General features: G+C 66.1%; 21 protein-coding genes and 1 pseudogene. 12 read left to right on the top strand and 10 right to left on the bottom strand.

Annotated elements, in window-relative coordinates; genetic code table 11:
• The first annotated feature begins 28 nt into the window (after positions 1-28).
• The 7 genes from KSED_RS11630 (at position 29) to KSED_RS15785 (ending at position 5,513) form a co-directional block, all read left to right on the top strand.
• Entirely contained in the window at positions 29-1,213 is a 1,185-nt protein-coding gene (locus KSED_RS11630; RefSeq protein ID WP_015780278.1) for a Cmx/CmrA family chloramphenicol efflux MFS transporter, read from the top strand.
• Positions 1,210-2,214, top strand: a complete 1,005-nt coding sequence (locus KSED_RS14345) for an IS481 family transposase (protein WP_015780277.1) — start codon at positions 1,210-1,212, stop codon at positions 2,212-2,214. The genes KSED_RS11630 and KSED_RS14345 overlap by 4 nt, the downstream gene beginning before the upstream one ends.
• Complete coding sequence (locus KSED_RS11625; RefSeq protein WP_308699665.1) at positions 2,141-2,578, top strand: Bax inhibitor-1/YccA family membrane protein; 438 nt, start codon at positions 2,141-2,143, stop codon at positions 2,576-2,578. The genes KSED_RS14345 and KSED_RS11625 overlap by 74 nt, the downstream gene beginning before the upstream one ends.
• A 91-nt stretch (positions 2,579-2,669) precedes the next feature.
• On the top strand, positions 2,670-3,326 hold the full coding sequence (locus KSED_RS11620) for a hypothetical protein (RefSeq protein ID WP_015780275.1): 657 nt from the start codon (positions 2,670-2,672) through the stop codon (positions 3,324-3,326).
• Positions 3,323-3,802, top strand: a complete 480-nt coding sequence (locus tag KSED_RS11615; RefSeq protein ID WP_015780274.1) for a MarR family winged helix-turn-helix transcriptional regulator — start codon at positions 3,323-3,325, stop codon at positions 3,800-3,802. The genes KSED_RS11620 and KSED_RS11615 overlap by 4 nt, the downstream gene beginning before the upstream one ends.
• A complete protein-coding gene (locus KSED_RS15790; protein WP_081439865.1) occupies positions 3,802-4,641 on the top strand; it encodes an NAD(P)-binding protein in 840 nt (279 codons plus the stop codon). The genes KSED_RS11615 and KSED_RS15790 overlap by 1 nt, the downstream gene beginning before the upstream one ends.
• The gene (locus tag KSED_RS15785; protein WP_373419166.1) at positions 4,638-5,513 is read left to right on the top strand and encodes an alpha/beta fold hydrolase; all 876 of its coding nucleotides are present in this window, start codon (positions 4,638-4,640) and stop codon (positions 5,511-5,513) included. The genes KSED_RS15790 and KSED_RS15785 overlap by 4 nt, the downstream gene beginning before the upstream one ends.
• Here the strand turns inward: KSED_RS15785 and KSED_RS15780 are convergent.
• The 5 genes and pseudogenes from KSED_RS15780 to KSED_RS11585 all read right to left on the bottom strand — a co-directional run.
• Positions 5,403-5,804, bottom strand: a pseudogene (locus KSED_RS15780) (helix-turn-helix transcriptional regulator); the annotation flags it as partial. The gene KSED_RS15785 and the pseudogene KSED_RS15780 sit on opposite strands and share 111 nt — an antisense overlap.
• Positions 5,805-6,287: 483 nt before the next feature.
• Entirely contained in the window at positions 6,288-6,551 is a 264-nt protein-coding gene (locus KSED_RS11600) for a hypothetical protein (protein WP_015780272.1), read from the bottom strand.
• A 27-nt stretch (positions 6,552-6,578) separates the two neighbouring features.
• Positions 6,579-7,325, bottom strand: a complete 747-nt coding sequence (locus tag KSED_RS11595) for an ABC transporter permease (RefSeq protein WP_015780271.1) — start codon at positions 7,323-7,325, stop codon at positions 6,579-6,581.
• Positions 7,326-7,329: 4 nt separating this feature from the next.
• Positions 7,330-8,082, bottom strand: coding sequence for an ABC transporter permease (locus KSED_RS11590; RefSeq protein WP_015780270.1), 753 nt, complete (start codon positions 8,080-8,082; stop codon positions 7,330-7,332).
• Complete coding sequence (locus KSED_RS11585) at positions 8,079-8,978, bottom strand: ABC transporter ATP-binding protein (protein ID WP_015780269.1); 900 nt, start codon at positions 8,976-8,978, stop codon at positions 8,079-8,081. The genes KSED_RS11590 and KSED_RS11585 overlap by 4 nt, the downstream gene beginning before the upstream one ends.
• Before the next feature lie 141 nt (positions 8,979-9,119).
• On the opposite strand from KSED_RS11585, the gene KSED_RS11580 reads away from it, so the two are divergent.
• Both KSED_RS11580 and KSED_RS11575 read left to right on the top strand, forming a co-directional pair.
• Positions 9,120-10,334 carry a sensor histidine kinase gene (locus KSED_RS11580; RefSeq protein ID WP_015780268.1) on the top strand — a complete coding sequence of 405 codons (1,215 nt, stop codon included), beginning with the start codon at positions 9,120-9,122 and terminating at the stop codon, positions 10,332-10,334.
• Positions 10,331-10,999 carry a response regulator gene (locus KSED_RS11575; protein ID WP_015780267.1) on the top strand — a complete coding sequence of 223 codons (669 nt, stop codon included), beginning with the start codon at positions 10,331-10,333 and terminating at the stop codon, positions 10,997-10,999. Before KSED_RS11580 ends, KSED_RS11575 begins: the two co-directional genes overlap by 4 nt.
• 148 nt (positions 11,000-11,147) lie before the next feature.
• On the opposite strand, the gene KSED_RS11570 is transcribed toward KSED_RS11575, so the two are convergent.
• Together KSED_RS11570 and KSED_RS11565 are read right to left on the bottom strand one after the other, a co-directional pair.
• Positions 11,148-11,783 carry a hypothetical protein gene (locus KSED_RS11570; RefSeq protein WP_015780266.1) on the bottom strand — a complete coding sequence of 212 codons (636 nt, stop codon included), beginning with the start codon at positions 11,781-11,783 and terminating at the stop codon, positions 11,148-11,150.
• Complete coding sequence (locus KSED_RS11565; protein ID WP_015780265.1) at positions 11,780-12,175, bottom strand: DNA-binding protein; 396 nt, start codon at positions 12,173-12,175, stop codon at positions 11,780-11,782. Before KSED_RS11565 ends, KSED_RS11570 begins: the two co-directional genes overlap by 4 nt.
• Positions 12,176-12,234: 59 nt before the next feature.
• On the opposite strand from KSED_RS11565, the gene KSED_RS11560 reads away from it, so the two are divergent.
• Entirely contained in the window at positions 12,235-13,395 is a 1,161-nt protein-coding gene (locus KSED_RS11560; protein ID WP_015780264.1) for a PEP/pyruvate-binding domain-containing protein, read from the top strand.
• Between the two features lie 210 nt (positions 13,396-13,605).
• Here KSED_RS11560 and KSED_RS14715 read toward each other — a convergent pair whose 3' ends face one another.
• Together KSED_RS14715 and KSED_RS14710 are read right to left on the bottom strand one after the other, a co-directional pair.
• Positions 13,606-13,986 (bottom strand): hypothetical protein, encoded by a 381-nt coding sequence (locus tag KSED_RS14715; RefSeq protein ID WP_143827383.1) that lies wholly within the window; start codon positions 13,984-13,986, stop codon positions 13,606-13,608.
• A 154-nt stretch (positions 13,987-14,140) separates the two neighbouring features.
• Positions 14,141-14,611, bottom strand: coding sequence for a VOC family protein (locus KSED_RS14710; RefSeq protein WP_143827382.1), 471 nt, complete (start codon positions 14,609-14,611; stop codon positions 14,141-14,143).
• 235 nt (positions 14,612-14,846) lie between these two features.
• On the opposite strand from KSED_RS14710, the gene KSED_RS14330 reads away from it, so the two are divergent.
• Together KSED_RS14330 and KSED_RS11540 are read left to right on the top strand one after the other, a co-directional pair.
• Positions 14,847-15,735, top strand: a protein-coding gene (locus KSED_RS14330; protein ID WP_198479756.1) for an IS5 family transposase whose coding sequence is annotated in 2 segments (ribosomal slippage) — positions 14,847-15,197 and positions 15,199-15,735 — 888 coding nt in all. Because the reading frame shifts where the segments join, the coding sequence is not laid out codon by codon here.
• The gene (locus tag KSED_RS11540; protein WP_237699532.1) at positions 15,714-16,208 is read left to right on the top strand and encodes a histidine phosphatase family protein; all 495 of its coding nucleotides are present in this window, start codon (positions 15,714-15,716) and stop codon (positions 16,206-16,208) included. The genes KSED_RS14330 and KSED_RS11540 overlap by 22 nt, the downstream gene beginning before the upstream one ends.
• Here KSED_RS11540 and KSED_RS11535 read toward each other — a convergent pair.
• A complete protein-coding gene (locus KSED_RS11535; protein WP_015780262.1) occupies positions 16,196-17,512 on the bottom strand; it encodes an ISL3 family transposase in 1,317 nt (438 codons plus the stop codon). The genes KSED_RS11540 and KSED_RS11535 overlap by 13 nt on opposite strands.
• Between the last annotated feature and the right edge of the window lie 232 nt (positions 17,513-17,744).

The raw sequence follows: 17,744 nt of genomic DNA, 5'->3' as shown, positions 1-17,744 counted from the left end.
TTTTCGTTCTCGTTCCTCGGAGCCCTCCATGCCCTTCGCCCTCTACCTGCTTGCCCTGGCTGTCTTTGCCATGGGCACATCTGAGTTCATGCTTGCTGGCCTCGTGCCAGACATCGCCGCCAGTGTCGGTGTCTCTGTCGGCACAGCTGGGTTACTCACCTCTGCCTTTGCGGTCGGGATGATTCTCGGTGCGCCCGCCATGGCAGCTCTCACCCGTCGGTGGCCCGCCCGGACCACCTTGCTCGGGTGCGTAGTCATCTTCGCTGCCTGTCACGTCGTCGCCGCCACTGCCGAGACCTTCTCCGTGCTGTTCGCAACTCGTGTGGTTGCTGCGGTTGCTAACGCCGGGTTCCTGGCCGTTGCACTCAGCACCGCGACCCGCCTCGTGGCCCCCAGCCGGAAGGGCCGCGCTCTTGCCATCCTCCTCTCGGGCACCACGATCGCCATGGTCGCCGGTGTTCCCGCGGGGGCTCTACTTGGCACGGCGCTGGGATGGCGGGCCACGTTCTGGGCGGTAGCCTTCCTGTGCGTTCCTGCTGCAATCGGCATCCTCACCGGGATCCGTCCACAGCCGAGAGACACGCAGGACGAAGCCAACGATGGCCTGTCTCTCGCCTTCGAGTTGGCGCAGCTCCGCGTGCCCCGTCTTTTCACGGCGATGCTGCTCGCTGCGCTGGTCAATGGCGGGACTTTCGCCGCGTTTACGTTCCTCGCGCCGGTCGTGACCGGGACAGCGGGTCTGGGCCAGGTGTGGGTACCGGTGGCTCTGGTGTTGTTCGGCATCGGGTCCTTCATGGGAGTCAGCATTGCCGGGCGACTGTCTGACCAGCACCCGCGAACGCTCCTCGTTGTGGCCGCGCCGCTCCTGTTAGTTGGGTGGCTGTTGCTCGCGGTGCTTGCTGGGCACTCCGTGCCGCTGCTCGTCCTGGTGTTCCTGCTGGGAATGCTGGCATTCGCTGTGGGAAGCACCATGATCGCTCGAGTGCTCTACGCAGCATCGGAAGCGCCCACCATGGGTGGTTCCTACGCGACTGCCGCTCTCAACATCGGGGCCGCTGCTGGTCCGGCGCTCGGAGCGGTAGCGCTCGAGAGCTCGAGCAACCTTGGTCCCGTGTGGGCAGCGACCGCGCTGACCGCTCTCGCACTCCTCGTGATGCTGCCCACGCTGCGCATGATCGCCCCGCGGGTACGGAATGTGGAGGCTGCCAAGTGACGCACGCTAATGCTCCGTTGAGCCTTGAAGGTCGACGCCGGCTCGTGAATCGGTGCCTGACCCGGCCGATCGCGCACGTAGCTGCCGAGATGGGCATCTCACGCGCGTGCGCTTCGAAGTGGGTCAACCGGTGGAGACGCCATGGCGAAGCCGGGCTCCAAGACCGTGCTTCGACGCCCCACCACAGCAGTACCGCGACAGCCGCCTGTGTCATCCAACAGATCGAGGTCTGGCGGCGAGAGCACAAGTGGTCCGCCCAGCGCATTGCCTACGGGCTCGCCGAGCTGGACGTCAGGATCAACCGGCGTACCGTCAGCCGACACCTGAGCCGGCTCGGCCTTGGCCGACGCCGGTTCATCGACCCTGGCGGCGACACCAATCGCAAGCCAGGGAAGATCACCGCCCGCTGGCCCGGCCATATGGTGCACCTCGACGTGAAGAAGGTCGGCCGAATCCCTGACGGTGGCGGCTGGCGCATTCATGGGCGCAACAGCGACCAGGCTAGGACTGCGGGTCGCGCGAAGTCAGCTGGGGCGAAGCGGGGGTACACCTACCTACACTCCGCCGTCGACGGATTCTCCCGACTCTCGTACACCGAGCCGCTGACCGACGAGAAGGGACCCACGGCGGCAGCGTTCCTCGCCCGAGCTAAGGCCTGGTTCGCCGCTCACGGGATCTCGCACATCCACCGCGTCATCACCGATAACGGTGCGTGCTACCGCTCGGCCGACTTCGCTCGAATCGTCGGCAACCGCACGCGACACCAGAAGACCAGGCCCTACACGCCCCGACACAACGGGAAGGTGGAGCGCTACCAGCGAATCCTGGCCGAGGAACTGCTATACGCCCGAGAGTTCGAGAGCGAAGAAGCCCGCGACACCGCGATCGGAATCTGGAATATCCACTACAACTACCACCGCCCCCATAGTGGAGCGGGCGGACATCCCCCAGCATCTCGGCTCCGTGCTGGCGTCACCAACGTCTGGCCCTCATACACCTAGGATCCGCAACGGAGGGCGGGCCGTACGGATGGTCGCGATCGCCGGAGCGAGCTACCTGCTCTTTGCACTGCACAACGTTGCCCTGTCAGGTATGCCCTTCCTGCCAGAGGGCACATCGTGGGGTCAGGCGGCCCCGAAGGTCGCGAGCCTTCCGCTCGGCGTCGTCATCACCATCCCGGTCGTCCTCCTCACCTCCTACGCCCTCACCGTCACGTTGGAGCAGGTTCTGTGTCCTGCCGCCAGGGAGCCTGCGCCGCGCCGCGCCTGGCAGTCCGCCCTCGGCATCATGCTCACGATCATCGGATGTAGTGCGATCGTGCCGAGAGTCCGCACAACTCGCTCTCTCACCTTTGACAACGGGTGACGATGCGGCGCTCGTCACGTAGGTGCGGGCTTCCCAACTGCTACGAGTTGCGTATAATACGAGTCTCGTAGTAACTGAGAGAAGGGGCATCATGGACTTCAAGGAGCCGTTGAGCGGTTGGTTCACTCACCTGGCCTGGAACATCGATCTGCGACGGTCCGGCCCGTTCGTGCGTGCAAGTGGCCGCAGGGGCGACTACCGGCACCGGCTGGTGCAACTCGCCGCCCGGCTCGCCGTGCAGTCCGGGGTCGATACCGCGCACGCGCTGGAGGTCACGGTGATCCCGCCGATTAAGGGCTGTCCGGAGTACGACCTCGCGCTGCTCGTCCGGTCCGAGGAGCCGCTGCACTCCGAGATCGTCGCGAGGACGCGGGAACTCGGCTTCCCGGAACCCGTGCACGCGCTGATGGCGCGCAACGCCGGGCTCTTCGGGGATACCGAGGCGGAGGACGGGGAGATCCTGCTGAATCACTTCACGGGAACCGCGACCCCTTCGATCGCGGTGGAGGCGTGGAAGTCGGTGTCGACCTGGTACGCGGACAAGCTCGGCGTCGACAACTCGACCCTGCTGGAGTACACCGGCGAGTCGCCGTTCCTCATCATGAACTATGCACGGCTGCCCGGGAAGGTCGTGCCGTTCCTTGCCGGCCAGCTCACTCGCCCGAGCTTCTACCGAGTAGTCCGTGGGCAACTGCACGAGGTCGGCATTACCCCGTTCCCGCTGTTCGCTCGGAGGGTCCACGCATGACCGCGCCGTCCGCGGAACTGTTGCTGCTCGCACTGCGCCGTCTCCGCACCGACCTCGCCAGCTACGACCGGACGGTCGCCGAGACCGCGGGCATCAAGGACACCGACCTGACGGTGCTCGAAGTCCTCAACCGGGAAGGACCGCAGACACCGACCGTACTGGCACGACGCACCCACACCCGGCTCGCGACGATGACCGGGATCCTCACCCGGCTCGAACGAGACGGCTGGATCGAGCGACAACACGATGCCACCGACCGCCGTTCGATCCGTATCCACGCCACCAGCATCGACCGATTCAACGCCCTCTACGGCGACAACATCGGCCGGCTCCGCGCGGTCTTCGAGCGATGGTCACCGGAGCAGGCCCACGCGTTCCTCAGCGCGATCACCGACATCACCCAAGTGCTCGAAGCCCCGGCCGAGTCTGACACCGAGCAACGACGAGAAGGCGCAGAGGCCGGACAGGAGCGCTGATGCGCATCGGGATCATCGGAGGAGGGATCGGCGGGCTGACCGCCGCCGTCGCCCTGCAATCCGACGGGCACACCGTGACCGTCTATGAGCGCCGTGCCGACGCCGGCGCGGTGGGGACAGGGCTCACGCTGTTCGGGAATGCGTTCGCGGCCTTGGATGCGATCGAGCTCGGAGACCTGGTGCGCGAGGTGAGCAGCACCGCCGTGGGGAGACTGCGCTCAGGCCAGCGACAGCCCTCCGGCCGGTGGCTGGTCGCCCTGCCCCCATCCGACGCTCCGGGCGTGCGGAGCCTGCACCGCAGCGACCTGCACCAAGCACTCGTCACCCGCCTTGCACCCGGAACCCTCCGCCTCGGCGAGGCCGCACGCGTGTCGGAAGACGGGGCACCGATCGTGACTGTTAACCGCAACGAGGAGCAGTTCGACCTGGTGGTCGCTGCAGACGGCATTCGCGGTGAGGCCCGCGCACGATGGGGGCTTGACCCGGCCTCCGCTACGCCGGATACACCGCCTCGCGCGGCGTCACCTCCTCCACCGGCCACCTCTCCGACGAAGCGGGCGAGACCTGGGGGCGAGGTGCGCGCTTCGGGATCGTGCCGCTGCCCGACGACTGCGTGTACTGGTTCGCGACCCGCAACATCTCGCCCGGCGGAACCGACACCGACCCCGCTGAGTCACTCCGCCGCCACTTCGGCTCCTGGCACGCCCCGATCCTTGAACTCATCGACGCGACCCCGCCACAACACATCCTCCGGCACGACATCTACGACCTCGCCAGCTTCCCGAGCACCTTCGTTCGAGGCCGGGGCGTGCTGCTCGGCGACGCCGCCCACGCGATGACCCCCGACCTCGGCCAAGGGGCCGGGCAGGCCATCGAGGACGCCGCCACCCTCGTGCTGCTCCTGCGCGATGCCGCAGTGCACGACCTCGACCGGATCTTGGAGGAGTATGACCGCCTCCGTCGGGCGCGCACCCACGGGCTCTGGCGTCAATCGCGCCTCACCGGGCGCATCGCACAGGCCGCCAGCCCGCTTGCGGTCCGTATCCGGGATGCGGGGCTCCGTGCCGCGCCATCCCGCTTGATGGCCGACGCAATGGCCCGCCTACAACAGTGGGAGATGCCACAGGTCCCGGCATCGACCTCCCGCAGGTTCTGGAGCAGGCTGGATCGTCGCGATTGGACGGACTTCGTCCTCGAGCGTGGCACCATGCCGGTCTCCGTCCGGGTGCGAGGACATGGGCCAGGCGTCATCCTCATCCCCGGAGGCATGCAGACCGCCGCAGACTTCGACCGGCTCGCCACATACCTCGCGGCAACGTTCACCACCATCGTGATCGACCGGCGCGGACGCGGCTCCAGCTCAGACATCGCACCCGCAGAGGGCCTCGATGCTGAAGCTGAAGATGTGGTCGCCGTCGCCAAGGCCATGAACGCACACCACCTGTTCGGCCTCTCCAGCGGCGCGCTCATCGCCCTGAGAGCCGCGCAGCTCGACCCGAACATCGTCCGCGCCCTCGCGCTCTACGAACCGCCCCTCGCCACGCCTGGTCATCAAGACGAGTTCGACTGGACCGACGACGTGGCGCATGGCGCGGTAGCGGCTCGGACTGATCCCGACATGCTCGATGAACGCTTCGGTCGCCCGCGAGCGGCTGGACCACCCGACCTGCCGCCCCGTGACGGCGACGGGCTGGTCAGTCTCGCGCAGTAGCCGGGCCATATCCTGCACGCGCAGCATCGTGAGATACGCGATCGGCGTCTTGCCGTACGCGTCGGCGAACACCCGCGTGAGCTGCTGCGGGGAAAGCCGCACCGATTCGGCCAGCTCACGCAGCGTCCACGAATGCGCGATGTGCTCGTGGAGTGCTTCGCGCGCGAGCAGCGCTTCTCGGCGCAGCGGCGTGAACCGTCGAGTGCGCGGCGGCGCCGGGCGCGAGCGTGCTCGCTGCAACGGCGTCAACCGTACGGGGGAGATGCGGACATAGGGGGCGACCACGTCCATGATCGCGAACCAGAGCGCTTGCAGCCGATGGAATCGGCGCTGGAACTGCCCGTCGAGGCTGAGCGCGACCATCTCATCCAGCCACGCCATCATCATGCCCGTGCGGTCCTCACCGAGGCGCAGGATCTGCGCTGGATCGGAGTAGACCTTCTCCGCGAAGCCCCTTGCATCGAGCCGGTAGTGCAAGATGCCGACGTGCTGCCAGAACGCCTGGTCGATCACGTAGTCGGTATCGGCGTAGATCGTGGTGACGGTGATGTGCCCTTCGGGCTCGGAGCCGCACAAGGTACTCGGCGCCAGCACCACCACATCGCCCGGCCGGACCGCCTGCTGTCCGAACTCGCTGAACAGGATCGCGCTGCCATCCCTGACGACGATAACTTTGACGCAGTCATGAGCCACCGGACCGACTGGGCGATGCACGGTTTGGGTGCGAGCAAGTAGGACTTGATAGTCATGTAGCGCCCGCGGGTTCATCGCTACTCAGGAGTTCTCGCGGCGCAGTTCTTCGCGGGCCTCGTGGAGCCGGTACCACGATAGCGCGTGGGCTTCCTGGATTCTGGCGAGTGTTGCGAGAGAGGGCAGGCACTGTTCCGCGAGGCGCTGCTCGACGAGCGCGACGCCACCGAAGCTGAACTCTTCGATGACGGCCAGCGCGGCCCGCATCTTCCTGCTCGCCATCGGGTGAGCGGCGATCTCGGCGTCGAGCTGCGCGATTCGATCATCGAGATCGTTCCGATCAGTCACCAGTCTGACCTGCCCTCCCTGCGAGATTCAGCGGAGCTTGACGGTGCGGATCGTTGCGACGGTGAGTGCGACGATGACCAGCGCGAATCCGAGCGCCGTGCCGATGAGCGGTAGCGCGTCCTGGGCTGTGAGCCCGCCCGAGCCCGCAAGTGCAGTCGACCCGAGATTCAGGGCGCGTGTGTTGATGGCTTGCGGCCAGATGAAGCTCAGCGGTCGGAGTGCTTCGCTGGTGACCGTGGCGACGCCGACGACGCAGCCGAGCAGGCAGATGGCGACGGGTGCGGCGAACGACTTCAGCAGCATCGACAGCAGGGACTGGATTGCAATCAGCGGCAGGGCTGCGAGCACGGAGATCGCGCCGACGAGGGTGAACTGCCACGGAATGGCACCGTCCAGCCCGAGCACGAGCGTGCCCGAGATCAGGGTGCCTGCTACGAGGACGAGTTGCATGAACGCGACGGGGATCATGATGACCAAGACCTTGGCGATGACCAGCTTGACTGGCCGGCGGGTGGTGGTGAGGAGGAGGTTCCAGTTCGTGCCGCGGTGTTCCATCCGCCAGGCGGTGGACGCGATCAGGCCGATCCCGATTGAGAAGAACAGCAGTCCATAGAACAGGGTCACTTGAGACGTGAAGGATGCCCATCCGGCGTCGAGTGTGGCGGGGTTGTTGGCGAGGTTGATCGTCCCGGTGGTGACGGCCAGTAGCGGGAGGATGAGCGCGATGATCCAGGTGGCGGATCGCTTGAGTTTGAGGATTTCTGCGCGGAGCACGGGGTTACCTTTCGATCCGGTCGAGACGTCGCGTGGCGACGGCGAAGACGATTCCGACGAGGATGAGGAAGCCGGCTATCCACCCGAACGGCGGCGTGAGATACACCAGGCTGTCGCCTTGTTGTCCGATCGGGGAGATCATGGCGTAGTACCCCCAGGGGATGACGCGGGCCACGGCGGTCGAGGTGAGGAGCGTGAAGACGCCGAGGAACGCGCCGAGCATGCCGACGCCGACGGACACGAGTTGGTTCTCCACGATGGCGGCGAGCCAGATGTGCAGCGCGAGGAACACGACATCGATGAGGAACAGCAGCCCCGTGTACAGCACCCACGGCCCCGGATCGAGGGGCACGCGAATGCCGGCGAACAGGCCCATGCCGATCACGAGCAGGCTCTGCACGACGACGGCCGGCAGCAGGACCGTGCTGAGTGCGACGAGTTTCGCCCGGCACAGCACGCCCGGTGAGTATCCGGCGGTTGAGGCGAGGGTCCAGCCGACGCCGGAGTGTTCGATGTCGGTCTGTCGGCTGGCGAGCACGGCGGCGAGGATCGGGGAGGTCATCGCGGCCATGAGCGTGTAGGTCACCATCAGGCCCGCCCACGGCATCGCGTCCGGGTCGTTGAACGATTCCTGGGTGCTGCCCGCGAAGAGGGAGAAGCTGGACAGGCCCGCGACGGCGAGGACGAGGATCGCGGTGATGAGGAACGTGCGCAGGCGGCGCATCTTGCGGAACTCGAGCCGGATCGCGCGCCTCACAGCAGACCACCCCTGCCGGTGAGGTCCATGAACACATCTTCGAGGCTCTGCGCGACGCGATGCACCTCGTAGATCGGGACGCCCGCGACGGCGAGCTGGTAGACGACTTTCGCGGTCTCGTCCTTGTCGATCCCGCTCATCCTGATGCCCTCAGGAACCCGGGTTGCCGTGATGCCCTGTGCGAGGGCGGCCTGCGGGTCGGAAGTCTCGATGATCAGATCCGGCACGGATTGCTCGAAGAGCTGGTCGCGGCTGCCCTGGAAGATCATCGTCCCGCTGGAGAGGATGCCCAGGACGCTGGCCATCTTGTCGATCTCATCGAGCAGGTGGCTCGACACCATGACCGTGATCCCACGACCCGCGAGGTCCACGAGCAGCATGCGAATCTCCTCGATCCCGGCGGGGTCGAGGCCGTTGGTCGGTTCGTCGAGGATGAGCAGTGCGGGATCGCGGGCCAGTGCCATCGCGATGCCGAGGCGCTGCTTCATGCCGAGGGAATAGTTGCGGACCAGCTTGTGCTGCTGCTCAGTCAACCGGACAGTCGCCAGCGCGTGGTCGATCTGTGCGGTGGACAAGTCGAGCATGTCCTGGACGATGCGCATGTTCTCCCGGCCGGTGAGGTGCCCGTACCCGGGAGGAGCTTCTATCATCGACCCGATCGACGGCAGGAGCTTGGTGCGCGATGCGCGCGTGAGGGGCTCGCCGAGCACGTCGATGTCACCGCTGGTGGGCTGGGTGAGACCCAACAGCATCTTCATCGTGGTCGACTTGCCCGATCCGTTCGGCCCGAGGAACCCATACACGTGGCCCTGCGGGACGTCCAGATCGAGGGAATTGACAGCCGTGTGGGTCTTGAACTGCTTGGTCAATCCGCGGGTAGTGATGACGCTGGTCATGCATGCCTCGTTTCAGTCGGGTCGGTCACGCCACCTACGATTCCCGGACCGGCCGTGCGGCAGATCGTGCTGCGGCACGAAGTCGGTCTTCATACCGCGGTATGAAGACCGACAACGGCCCGCGCCATACGATGGTTGGGTATGGAACCGTTCACCGCCCCCGCGACCCGTGAACGGCTCCGTACTGTCTGGCAGGAGCGCCCCTGGATCGCGGACATCGTCCTAGCGGCGCTCGTCGGGGTGCTCGGCGCGATCAGCCGGCCGACGCTGTCGTTCGCCACGCCTGAGCAGGTCGCCTACAGCTTCGTCGTGTTCGGCTGCTCGATCGCTCTGATCTTCCGCCGCCTGCGCCCGCGGCTCGCCCTCGCTGTCGTCGGGGTTCTGCTCTTCGTGCATCTCGTAGTGGTGCAGGAGCTGACGGTGTTCGCCGGTGCGGTGTGTCTGATCGGCGCGTACACCACGCAGACGCGACTGCTCCCGCCGTGGCGGTGGGGATACGCCGCTGTCATCTACGTGGGTGCCGGCGTGGCGGTACTCACCGTGCCGACTCCCGCTCCGGGTACCGACTGGAAGGTCAGGCTGGTGATCTCCGCTGCCGCAGTGGCTCTGATCACGGTCGCCGTCCTGGCTGGCATCGTCCGGCGGAACCGGAAAGCACGCTACGAGGACGCGCTCGAACGTGCCGCTGCCCTCGAAGCCCGGCAAGCGGTGGAGCGGCGGCTCGCTGCTGTCGAGGAGCGCACCCGCATCGCTCGCGAGATGCACGACGTGCTCGGCCACTCGCTGAACACCATCGCGATCCAGGCCGAAGGCGTCCGCTACGTCGTCCGTACCGACCCACAGCGCACCGATCAAGTCCTTGCCGACATCGGGCGCTTGAGCCGCACCGCTGTAGATGACGTGCGCGATCTCATCAGCGTGCTCGCCACCGACGACGAGGGTAAGGCTCCCGTGCGACCGACGCCCACTCTTCGCGATGTTCGCGAGCTCATCAGCGACTTGCAGTACACGAGAGCGGCGATCCGGCTGCATGTCGAAGGCGACCTCACCTCTATCCCCGATCAGGTCGGACTGGCCGGGTACCGGATCGTCCAGGAGAGCCTGACGAACGCTTTGAAGTATGCCGACGGTGCAGCAGTGAGTGTCCGTATCCTCGTACACGATAATTCGGTCGAGCTGACCGTGCTGAACGCCGCATCCGGTGAACGGCGCACCAGACCGCGCGGCGTCTCGCACCACGGGATCATCGGAATGCAGGAGCGTGCACGCGCCCTCGGGGGCACGCTCACCGCCGGCCCCGATCCGAACACCGGCGGATGGGTCGTGGCCGCGAGCCTGCCGTGGAGGCAGTCATGATCACCATCGGGCTCGCCGACGACGAACCCTTGTTCACCGCGGGGCTCGCCATGATCCTCGACGCGCAGTCCGACATGCGCGTGGTCTGGCAGGCCATCGACGGGGCCGACGCCATCCGCCGGCACGATCACGTCGCGCCGAGCATCCTGCTCCTCGACATCCAAATGCCCACGCTCGACGGGCTCGCCGCCACCCAGCGACTCATCACGGCCGGGACGGCCAGCAAGATCATCATCTTGACTACCTTCGACACCGACGAATACGTGCTCACCGCGATCGAGTCCGGGGCATCAGGCTTCCTGGTCAAGAACACCGCCCCCGATGACGTCGTCGCCGCGATCCGGACCGTCCACGACGGCGACGCCGTCATCTCACCCGGCCCCACCCGCCGACTCTTCACGACGTTCCGGAAGCGCCCGGGAGGCTCCGCCGCGGACGCCTCACCTACCGACATCCGCCTCGCGGACGAACTCACACCCCGAGAATGCGACATCCTCGCCCTCGTCGCGCGGGGCCGGACCAATCAAGAGATCTGCGACGAACTATGGCTCACCATGCCCACCATCAAGACCCACATCGGCAACCTCCGCGCCAAGACCCAATCCCGCGACCGCGTACAGCTTGCCCTCTTCGCACTGCGCGTCGGCATCGCCGAACTCACGTAGGGGCCAGAGGCGAGCGGATACGTGGAGCTGGGCACCGCGTACTGTCGTGAAAGTAGCTGCGTCTCGATCGGCTTGAACTTGCGGATCCACGCTATGTCTCGGACGCCGGCAGCGACCTCGCCCGCTTGGTGACTGCTTGCATAGATATCTATGCTTCGTTCCTACGGTCGATGCCGAGTGTTGCGACGAGGTCTTCGTGGAGTTGGAACCAGACTCGGTGGCAGGAGTCCACTTCGGTCCTGTCGATCCAATCGAGCTCCCCGTTCCTGGCCTTGTGCAGGGCAGTCTCGTACCGTTCCGCGTAGCCGCAGAATCTCGCGAGAACGGCAGCGAGGCGCTCGCCCAAGGGTGCAAGTTTCCTGCCGAGTGCCGTGAGTTCATCGAGAACGCGTCCATCCCATGCGCGGTCGGCATGGTCGTTCGGGGCCAGCTGGTCTGCTCCGATGGGCTTGATCTGCCAGTCGGTGACGGCTCGGAGTAGGCGGGCGTTGAGCGGAAGGAACTCGCGGTAGACAGCCGCCACCACGCCAGCGGGGTCGGCGTCCGCGCGTTCTGTTGCGAGTTGGCGCTCGTTCTCCGTCTTGCCCGAGTCGGTGAGTGACCAGCCTTCGAGGTCGGCGAACGCGGCGTGCTGCACCCACCCCTCACGCTCCGCCTCACTCAACACGCGCAGCGCCTCGACGTGGCTCGTTCCCGCACGCTCGGCGACGGCGTCACTGTCGGCGAATCCCATGAGGCGCACGGCGTGCAGCACGAGCAGTTCCGGCGTGGACTGATGCGTCATGCTCGCCTGTCCTGCCTGGCGCTGAGCCGGTTCACGTACTGCTGGCAGGCTTGCGGGGATCGGAACCCCATCGCCTGGGCGATCTGCGCCCAAGTGAGCCCCTCGTTGCGAGCGGCGAAGAGTACGCCGATCTCCACGCTCTCGACCTCGGCGCGTGCTGCCGGGAGCAGCGAGAGTGCGCCCAGAAGCTCGTCTGGGGTCAGCTCGGATGAGCGCCAGAGCGCGTACTGCGTCAGATCCACCGCCGAGGGCGGGGCTGCGGCCTGCTGCCACGGGCGCGGTTCCAACTGGTCTGCGCCCTTGTCGAGAAGTCGGCCCTGAGCCTCGCGCTCACGTTGGGTCGACTCGTGGTCGGCACTGCTGAGTTGCTCGACGTCGTGCTTGCGTTCCATGCCGTCCATCCTGCTACGATCAACAGAATGTTGTCAAACTTTCGTTGAAGGATGGTGTGATGCTGACGACGCTCTCAGAAGCGACCCGGGCGAGCTCGGGTGGCAAGGCGGAGGCGCTCGGTGTGCTGCTGCGGGAGGGGCTGCCGGTGCCCGACGGGTTCGTCGTGCCACACGGCGATCAGCCGGCCGGCGCGGAGGCCGTGCGTTTCTTGCGTGATGCCGTCGCCGGTGAGCTGGGGAGGCTGGGCGATCCGGTGGTGGCCGTGCGTTCGTCTGCGATGAACGAGGATACCGGGGATGCTTCGGCAGCTGGCCAGTACGAGAGCGTCATCGGGGTTCGCGGCGCAGACGACGTGTGTCAGGCGATCATGGCTTGTTGGGAGTCGGCCCGCGCTGCACGAGTGGATGGCTACTGGGCTCGGACGGGTGGAGAGTTGCCTCACGCGTCGGGCATGGCGGTGCTCGTGCAGCCAGTGATCGAGGCGGATGTGTCGGGGGTCATGTTCACCCCCCAGCAGCACGGGCAGCCAACCAGGATCGAAGCATCCTGGGGCCTCGGTCTGGCCGTCGTTGGCGGAACGATCACGCCGGACGCCTACGAGGTCGCCGCGGACGGGGCCATCGGCTGCGCGGTGGGAAGTAAACAGACCCGTATCGACCTGGGCCGTGAGCGCGGCGGTGTGGTTACCAGCGCGATCGCTCCCGACCAGCAATCCGCACGCGCCCTGGACGACGCCACTGTCGCGACCTTGGTCGAGCTGGGAGGCCGGATCGCGACGGTGCTCGGCGGGCCGCAAGACATTGAATGGGCCGTCGCAGACGGCACCGTGTGGATCTTGCAAGCACGCCCGATCACGGCAGCGCTTCCCGACACCAGAGCCCCCGGCCCGCCCCACCCAGCTGAGGCGTTGAGGGGGACTCCCGGATCCCACGGAACGGTCACCGCATCGGCACGAATCGTCCGCGGCCCCTCCGACTTCGCCGCCGTCCGCCGCGGAGCCATCGTGATCTGCCCCTACACCGACCCAGCCTGGACACCCCTGTTCGCCGTCGCCGCCGGGGTGGTCACCGAGACCGGCGGCGCGCTCTCGCACGCCGCGATCGTCGCCCGCGAATACGGCATCCCCGCCGTGCTCGGCGTCGCCGGTGTCACTACCCGCATTGACGACGGTGCCCGAATCACGCTCGACGGTACCGCCGGAACCGTCACCGTCCTTTGACCCGAAGCCTTACCCCGAGAGAAAGGAGAGCCGGGGCATCGTCGTGGTGCTCCCCGACATACTTATGGCTACTAGGGCATGTCTCCTAAGTACGTGAGGGCTCGGGGACGATGGCGGGCGACTGAGTCCACGACCCACTCCAAACGCAACTTTCATTCTTCGGGCTCGAACAAGGTTAGCGGCAGTTGGCCACACCATCGCTCCTCACCGCTACGGTATACCGCCCGCATCATTTACCCTCTCAACTGAATCGCCGAACCAGATACCCGGGATGCCTTCCGCGCAAGTCGACAAATCGAGATACCGGAGAATGGTTCCATCACTATCTACTGCGGCATATTTGCCGACTGGCACGTTCATCGGCGGTATAACCCAAGAGCTAGTGCCGCCGAGGCTGGTTGTCGACAAGTCGTCGACTAGCAGCACTGGACCAGCCCCAAGAGCTCGCTCTGAAGGATCGTCTTCAATCATAACAAAAGCGCGCTCATTCGCTCCGGCAATCGCCGTCTGCGGATCCGGCCTCCACAGGATCTCGAGACCTTCCCCAATGTAAGCGGAGGCAGTCCCCGCGAGATCATTCGTGGGAATCATGGTGAAAGCGTGCGCGAGAATCTTCATAACCCGGCCCTCATTTTGCTGAACTGGGACTCGACATCGTCATCGAAGTCCTCAAAGCTCAATGTAGCGCGTTTCGATGTTGCGGCACTCGTGCCTCCAGTCTACCGCCTGCGATCACCCCAGGGTGCTACTTCTGGTGCGATCCCTCATACTCGATGAACTGCGCGTCGTCGTTGACCGAGGTTCCCCGGTATTCCGGCTGCTGTCCACTGGGCACAAGATCTTGGTAGTAGCCGAGCCGATTACCCCACGGGTCGGAGAAGTCGACAAACGCAACAACTCCAGGCAGCTGCGAGGGCTCAGAATGCTCAATCCCTGACGAGTTGAGAAAGTCCAGTGCAGCACTGAGGTCGAGCACAAGGAATCGCATTCTATTGTGCATAGGCACTGCGTCTGCTTTGCCTCCGACCTGAACCCAGCATTCTTGCCCAGAGATCGGAGACCACTCGAAGAAATCATCATGCGGTTCGAACTCCGGTTCGCGACCGAATAGCGCGCTGTAGAACGATCGTGCCTTCTTGGTCTCGCCAGGCGGAACGTAGATCTGCAACGTGAAGCCAGCAGTTTTCGGGGCTGAGGTGATCGATTCATCGCTCATGACTGTATCCCTTGTGTCACTAGAAACGGAGTTGTTGATTGCGTTCCTGTTGTCGAGGCCCTGGTGAGCGTCTCGCTCCATCTCGGTCGCGGAGGAAGCCTATCACAAGTCCGCCCGAGACATATGTCCGTTCGTGCGGTGATCGAAAGTTAGTTCCGTACCTCCACGAGCTCAGGAGACACGCTCTAGGCGCGTCTCCTGAGCTCGTGGAGGTTTGGGGTGTGATGGTGAGTGGATGAGCCGACGAAGCGTGTTGTCCGACGCCCAGTGGGGATTGATCGAACCCTTGCTCCCTGCTCAACGCCCCTGGTCAGGCAGGCCCCGACGGGATCATCGACAGGTGGTCGAGGGGATCATCTATCGCTACCGGTGCGGGATCGCCTGGCGCGACGTCCCCGGAGACTTCGGGCCGTGGCAGACGATCTGGAAGCGCCACCGCGCCTGGGCTGCCGACGGCACCTGGGACCGGATTCTCGACGCCCTCTTGGTCCGTGCCGATGCGGATGGTGAGCTGGACTGGTCGGTCGCGGTCGACTCCACGATCTGCCGCGCTCACCAGCACGGCACCAACCTCGAGCGCACCACAGGGGGCACTGTGGAACCACAAGAATCTGCGCCACGAGCCTCCTGATCACGCCCTGGGTCGCTCCCGCGGCGGGCTCTCCACGAAGATCCATCAGCTCGTCGACGGACACGGTTTGCCGCTGGTGATCCTCTGCGGGCCCGGCCAAGGCGGAGACTCACCAATGCTGGCCCCGCTGCTCGACGGTCTCTCCGTGGCCCGCGAGGGTCCGGGCCGGCCGCGCACGAGACCAAGCATGCTGCGCGGCGACAAGGCCTACTCCTCCCGCGCGACCCGCCGGATTCTGCGCCGTCGCGGGATCAAGGCAGTCATCCCCGAACCCCGCAACCAGCAGCAACACCGTCGCAATCGCGGTTCACGCGGCGGTCGGCCAGTCGGCCTGGACGCCGTTGCCTATCGCGGCCGCAACGTCATCGAACGCGGATACAGCGACGTGAAGCAATGGCGCGGCCTGGCCACCCGCTACGACAAACTCGCCCTGACTTACCGCGCCGGAGCTGTCCTCCGAGCGATCATCCAGTGGCTGAACTACCTGCTTTAGAGACGTGCCCTAGGTATCTCTACATCGCACGCCACGGTGACGCCGACGCGTTCGGCAACCTCACCGACACCGGGGGCGAGCAAGCTCGTCTTCTCGGTCAGCGTTTAGCGCATCTGCCCATCGACGCCGTCTGGCACTCGCCGTTGCCGCGAGCCGCCGACAGCGCGAGGCAGCTCAACATCTTCCTCACCGGCACCGCCGAGGTGAGCGAAGCGGCCGAGCTGATCGACCATGTGCCTTACGTGCCGAAGCCGGAGGAGACCCCGCCGTCATGGGTGCCGTTCTTCGACGGCTACGACACCGACGAAGCCGAAGCAGGGCACCAGATCGCCCAGAGCCTCACCGCGAGGTTCGCCACCGCACCCGAGGGCGATGACGACGTGCACGAAGTGCTCATCACGCACGCCTACCCGATCGCGTGGCTCCTCCGTCACGCCATGGACGCCCCGGCTATCAGGGCTCATCCGATCTGAGGGTGTAGTCGTGGTCTGAAGCCGCCGGCTTCGAGGAGGCTCCTGGCGATGTAGTGGGTCAGGTTCCGGAAGCCCAGGGCGGAGCCGCGCAGGTGTTCGAGACGGCCGTTGATGGCCTCGGTGGGGCCGTTGCTGGTGCCGGGCAGGTCGAAGAACGCCAACACGTCCGCGGCGCGCTTGGTGAGGGTCCGTCCAAGCGTGACAAGTTCGCTCAGCGCGGCCGGGACGCCGCGTGCCAGGGAGTCGATCACCGCGGTCATGAGAGTCCGGCCCTGGGAGCGGTCGGGGTGGCGGTAGGCGGTGATCATGCGCTGGTAGATGCCCCAGGTCACTTCGACCTCGATGTGTTCGTCGGCGGCGAACAGCGCTTCCAGCCGGGTCTTCTGCTTGTCGGTGAGCAGGTCGGCGCCGGTGTGCAGGGTCCGCCGGGCGCGGTAGAGCGGATCCTTGGCGCGGCCGCGGTGGCCGTGCAGATCGAGCTGGACCCTGCGCCTGCAGCGGTCCAGGGCGTCACCGGCCAACCTCACCACGTGGAAGGGGTCCATCACTGCGGTCGCGTCGGGCAGCTCCTCGGCAGCAGCGGTCTTGAAGCCGGTGAACCCGTCCATCGCGACCACCTCCACGCCGTCGCGCCAGGTCTTCGGGCGGGCGGCGAGCCAGGTCTTGAACGCGCTCTTGGACCGGCCTTCGACCATGTCCAGAAGACGGGCCGGTCCGGTGCCGTCACGGATCGGGGTCAGGTCGATGATGACGGTGACGTACTTGTCCCCACGGCGGGTGTGCCGCCACACGTGCTCATCGACGCCGATCACGCGGGCGCCGTCGAACCGGGCGGGGTCGTCGATCAGCAACCGGCGACCTTCGGCCAGGACGGCGTCGTTCGCCGTGTCCCACGACACGTCAAGAGCTTCGGCGATCCTGGCGACCGTCAGATGCTGGGCCACCAGGGCGACCAAGGCCCAGCGCACCGCTGCCCGTGAGAGCTTCGCCCGTGGCTCGGCTGCGGCCGTGGTGTCCTGGCGCCACACCCGAAGGCAGGTCGCGCAGCGGTAGCGACGCACCCTGATCAGCAGCGTCGTCGGCCGCCATCCGAAGGGCTCGTGCGCCAGCGACCGCGAGACCGTGTCACGCACGACGCCCTCGGCTCCGCACCCGTGGCAGAACGCGTCGTCACCGCGCGTCGCGACGCGGCACTCCAGCACCGCACGGTCGGGCGCCAGGCGCTGCCCGACCACGACGAGGCCGAGCTCGTCCAGGCGGCAGAACGTGGTCAGGTCAGGGCAGTGGAAGGTAGCGTCGCTCACGTCGAGGTCTTCTGGATGAGTTGGTGTAGGAACCCCCATCATCAGGGGACCTCGACCCAACTCCCGACCCCGTCACGCCACCGCCGCTACACCCTCAGATCGGATGAGCCGCTATCAGGTGGCTTGGGCTCAGCAGCGCCAACGCTGCGCTGACCGTGATCGAGCACCGGCCGAGCGTGCCACCGAGCATCGTCATGTTCAACGACATGAGCCACCTGCGCCCCGATCTGCA

It is taken from the genome of Kytococcus sedentarius DSM 20547 (assembly GCF_000023925.1).
In the GTDB taxonomy this organism is placed as follows: domain Bacteria; phylum Actinomycetota; class Actinomycetes; order Actinomycetales; family Dermatophilaceae; genus Kytococcus; species Kytococcus sedentarius.
The sequence above is the reverse complement of the archived record's forward strand: the minus strand, read 5'-3'. Positions and strand labels throughout refer to the sequence as shown.

Coding starts and splice junctions, on each gene's coding strand:
- KSED_RS11630 (WP_015780278.1), top strand. CDS start 29: ATGCCCTTCGCCCTCTACCTGCTTGCCCTGGCTGTCTTTGCCATGGGC.
- KSED_RS11620 (WP_015780275.1), top strand. CDS start 2,670: ATGGACTTCAAGGAGCCGTTGAGCGGTTGGTTCACTCACCTGGCCTGG.
- KSED_RS11615 (WP_015780274.1), top strand. CDS start 3,323: ATGACCGCGCCGTCCGCGGAACTGTTGCTGCTCGCACTGCGCCGTCTC.
- KSED_RS15790 (WP_081439865.1), top strand. CDS start 3,802: ATGCGCATCGGGATCATCGGAGGAGGGATCGGCGGGCTGACCGCCGCC.
- KSED_RS15785 (WP_373419166.1), top strand. CDS start 4,638: ATGACCCCCGACCTCGGCCAAGGGGCCGGGCAGGCCATCGAGGACGCC.
- KSED_RS11585 (WP_015780269.1), bottom strand. CDS start 8,978: ATGACCAGCGTCATCACTACCCGCGGATTGACCAAGCAGTTCAAGACC.
- KSED_RS11580 (WP_015780268.1), top strand. CDS start 9,120: ATGGAACCGTTCACCGCCCCCGCGACCCGTGAACGGCTCCGTACTGTC.
- KSED_RS11575 (WP_015780267.1), top strand. CDS start 10,331: ATGATCACCATCGGGCTCGCCGACGACGAACCCTTGTTCACCGCGGGG.
- KSED_RS11570 (WP_015780266.1), bottom strand. CDS start 11,783: ATGACGCATCAGTCCACGCCGGAACTGCTCGTGCTGCACGCCGTGCGC.
- KSED_RS11565 (WP_015780265.1), bottom strand. CDS start 12,175: ATGGAACGCAAGCACGACGTCGAGCAACTCAGCAGTGCCGACCACGAG.
- KSED_RS11560 (WP_015780264.1), top strand. CDS start 12,235: ATGCTGACGACGCTCTCAGAAGCGACCCGGGCGAGCTCGGGTGGCAAG.
- KSED_RS14715 (WP_143827383.1), bottom strand. CDS start 13,986: ATGATTCCCACGAATGATCTCGCGGGGACTGCCTCCGCTTACATTGGG.
- KSED_RS14710 (WP_143827382.1), bottom strand. CDS start 14,611: ATGAGCGATGAATCGATCACCTCAGCCCCGAAAACTGCTGGCTTCACG.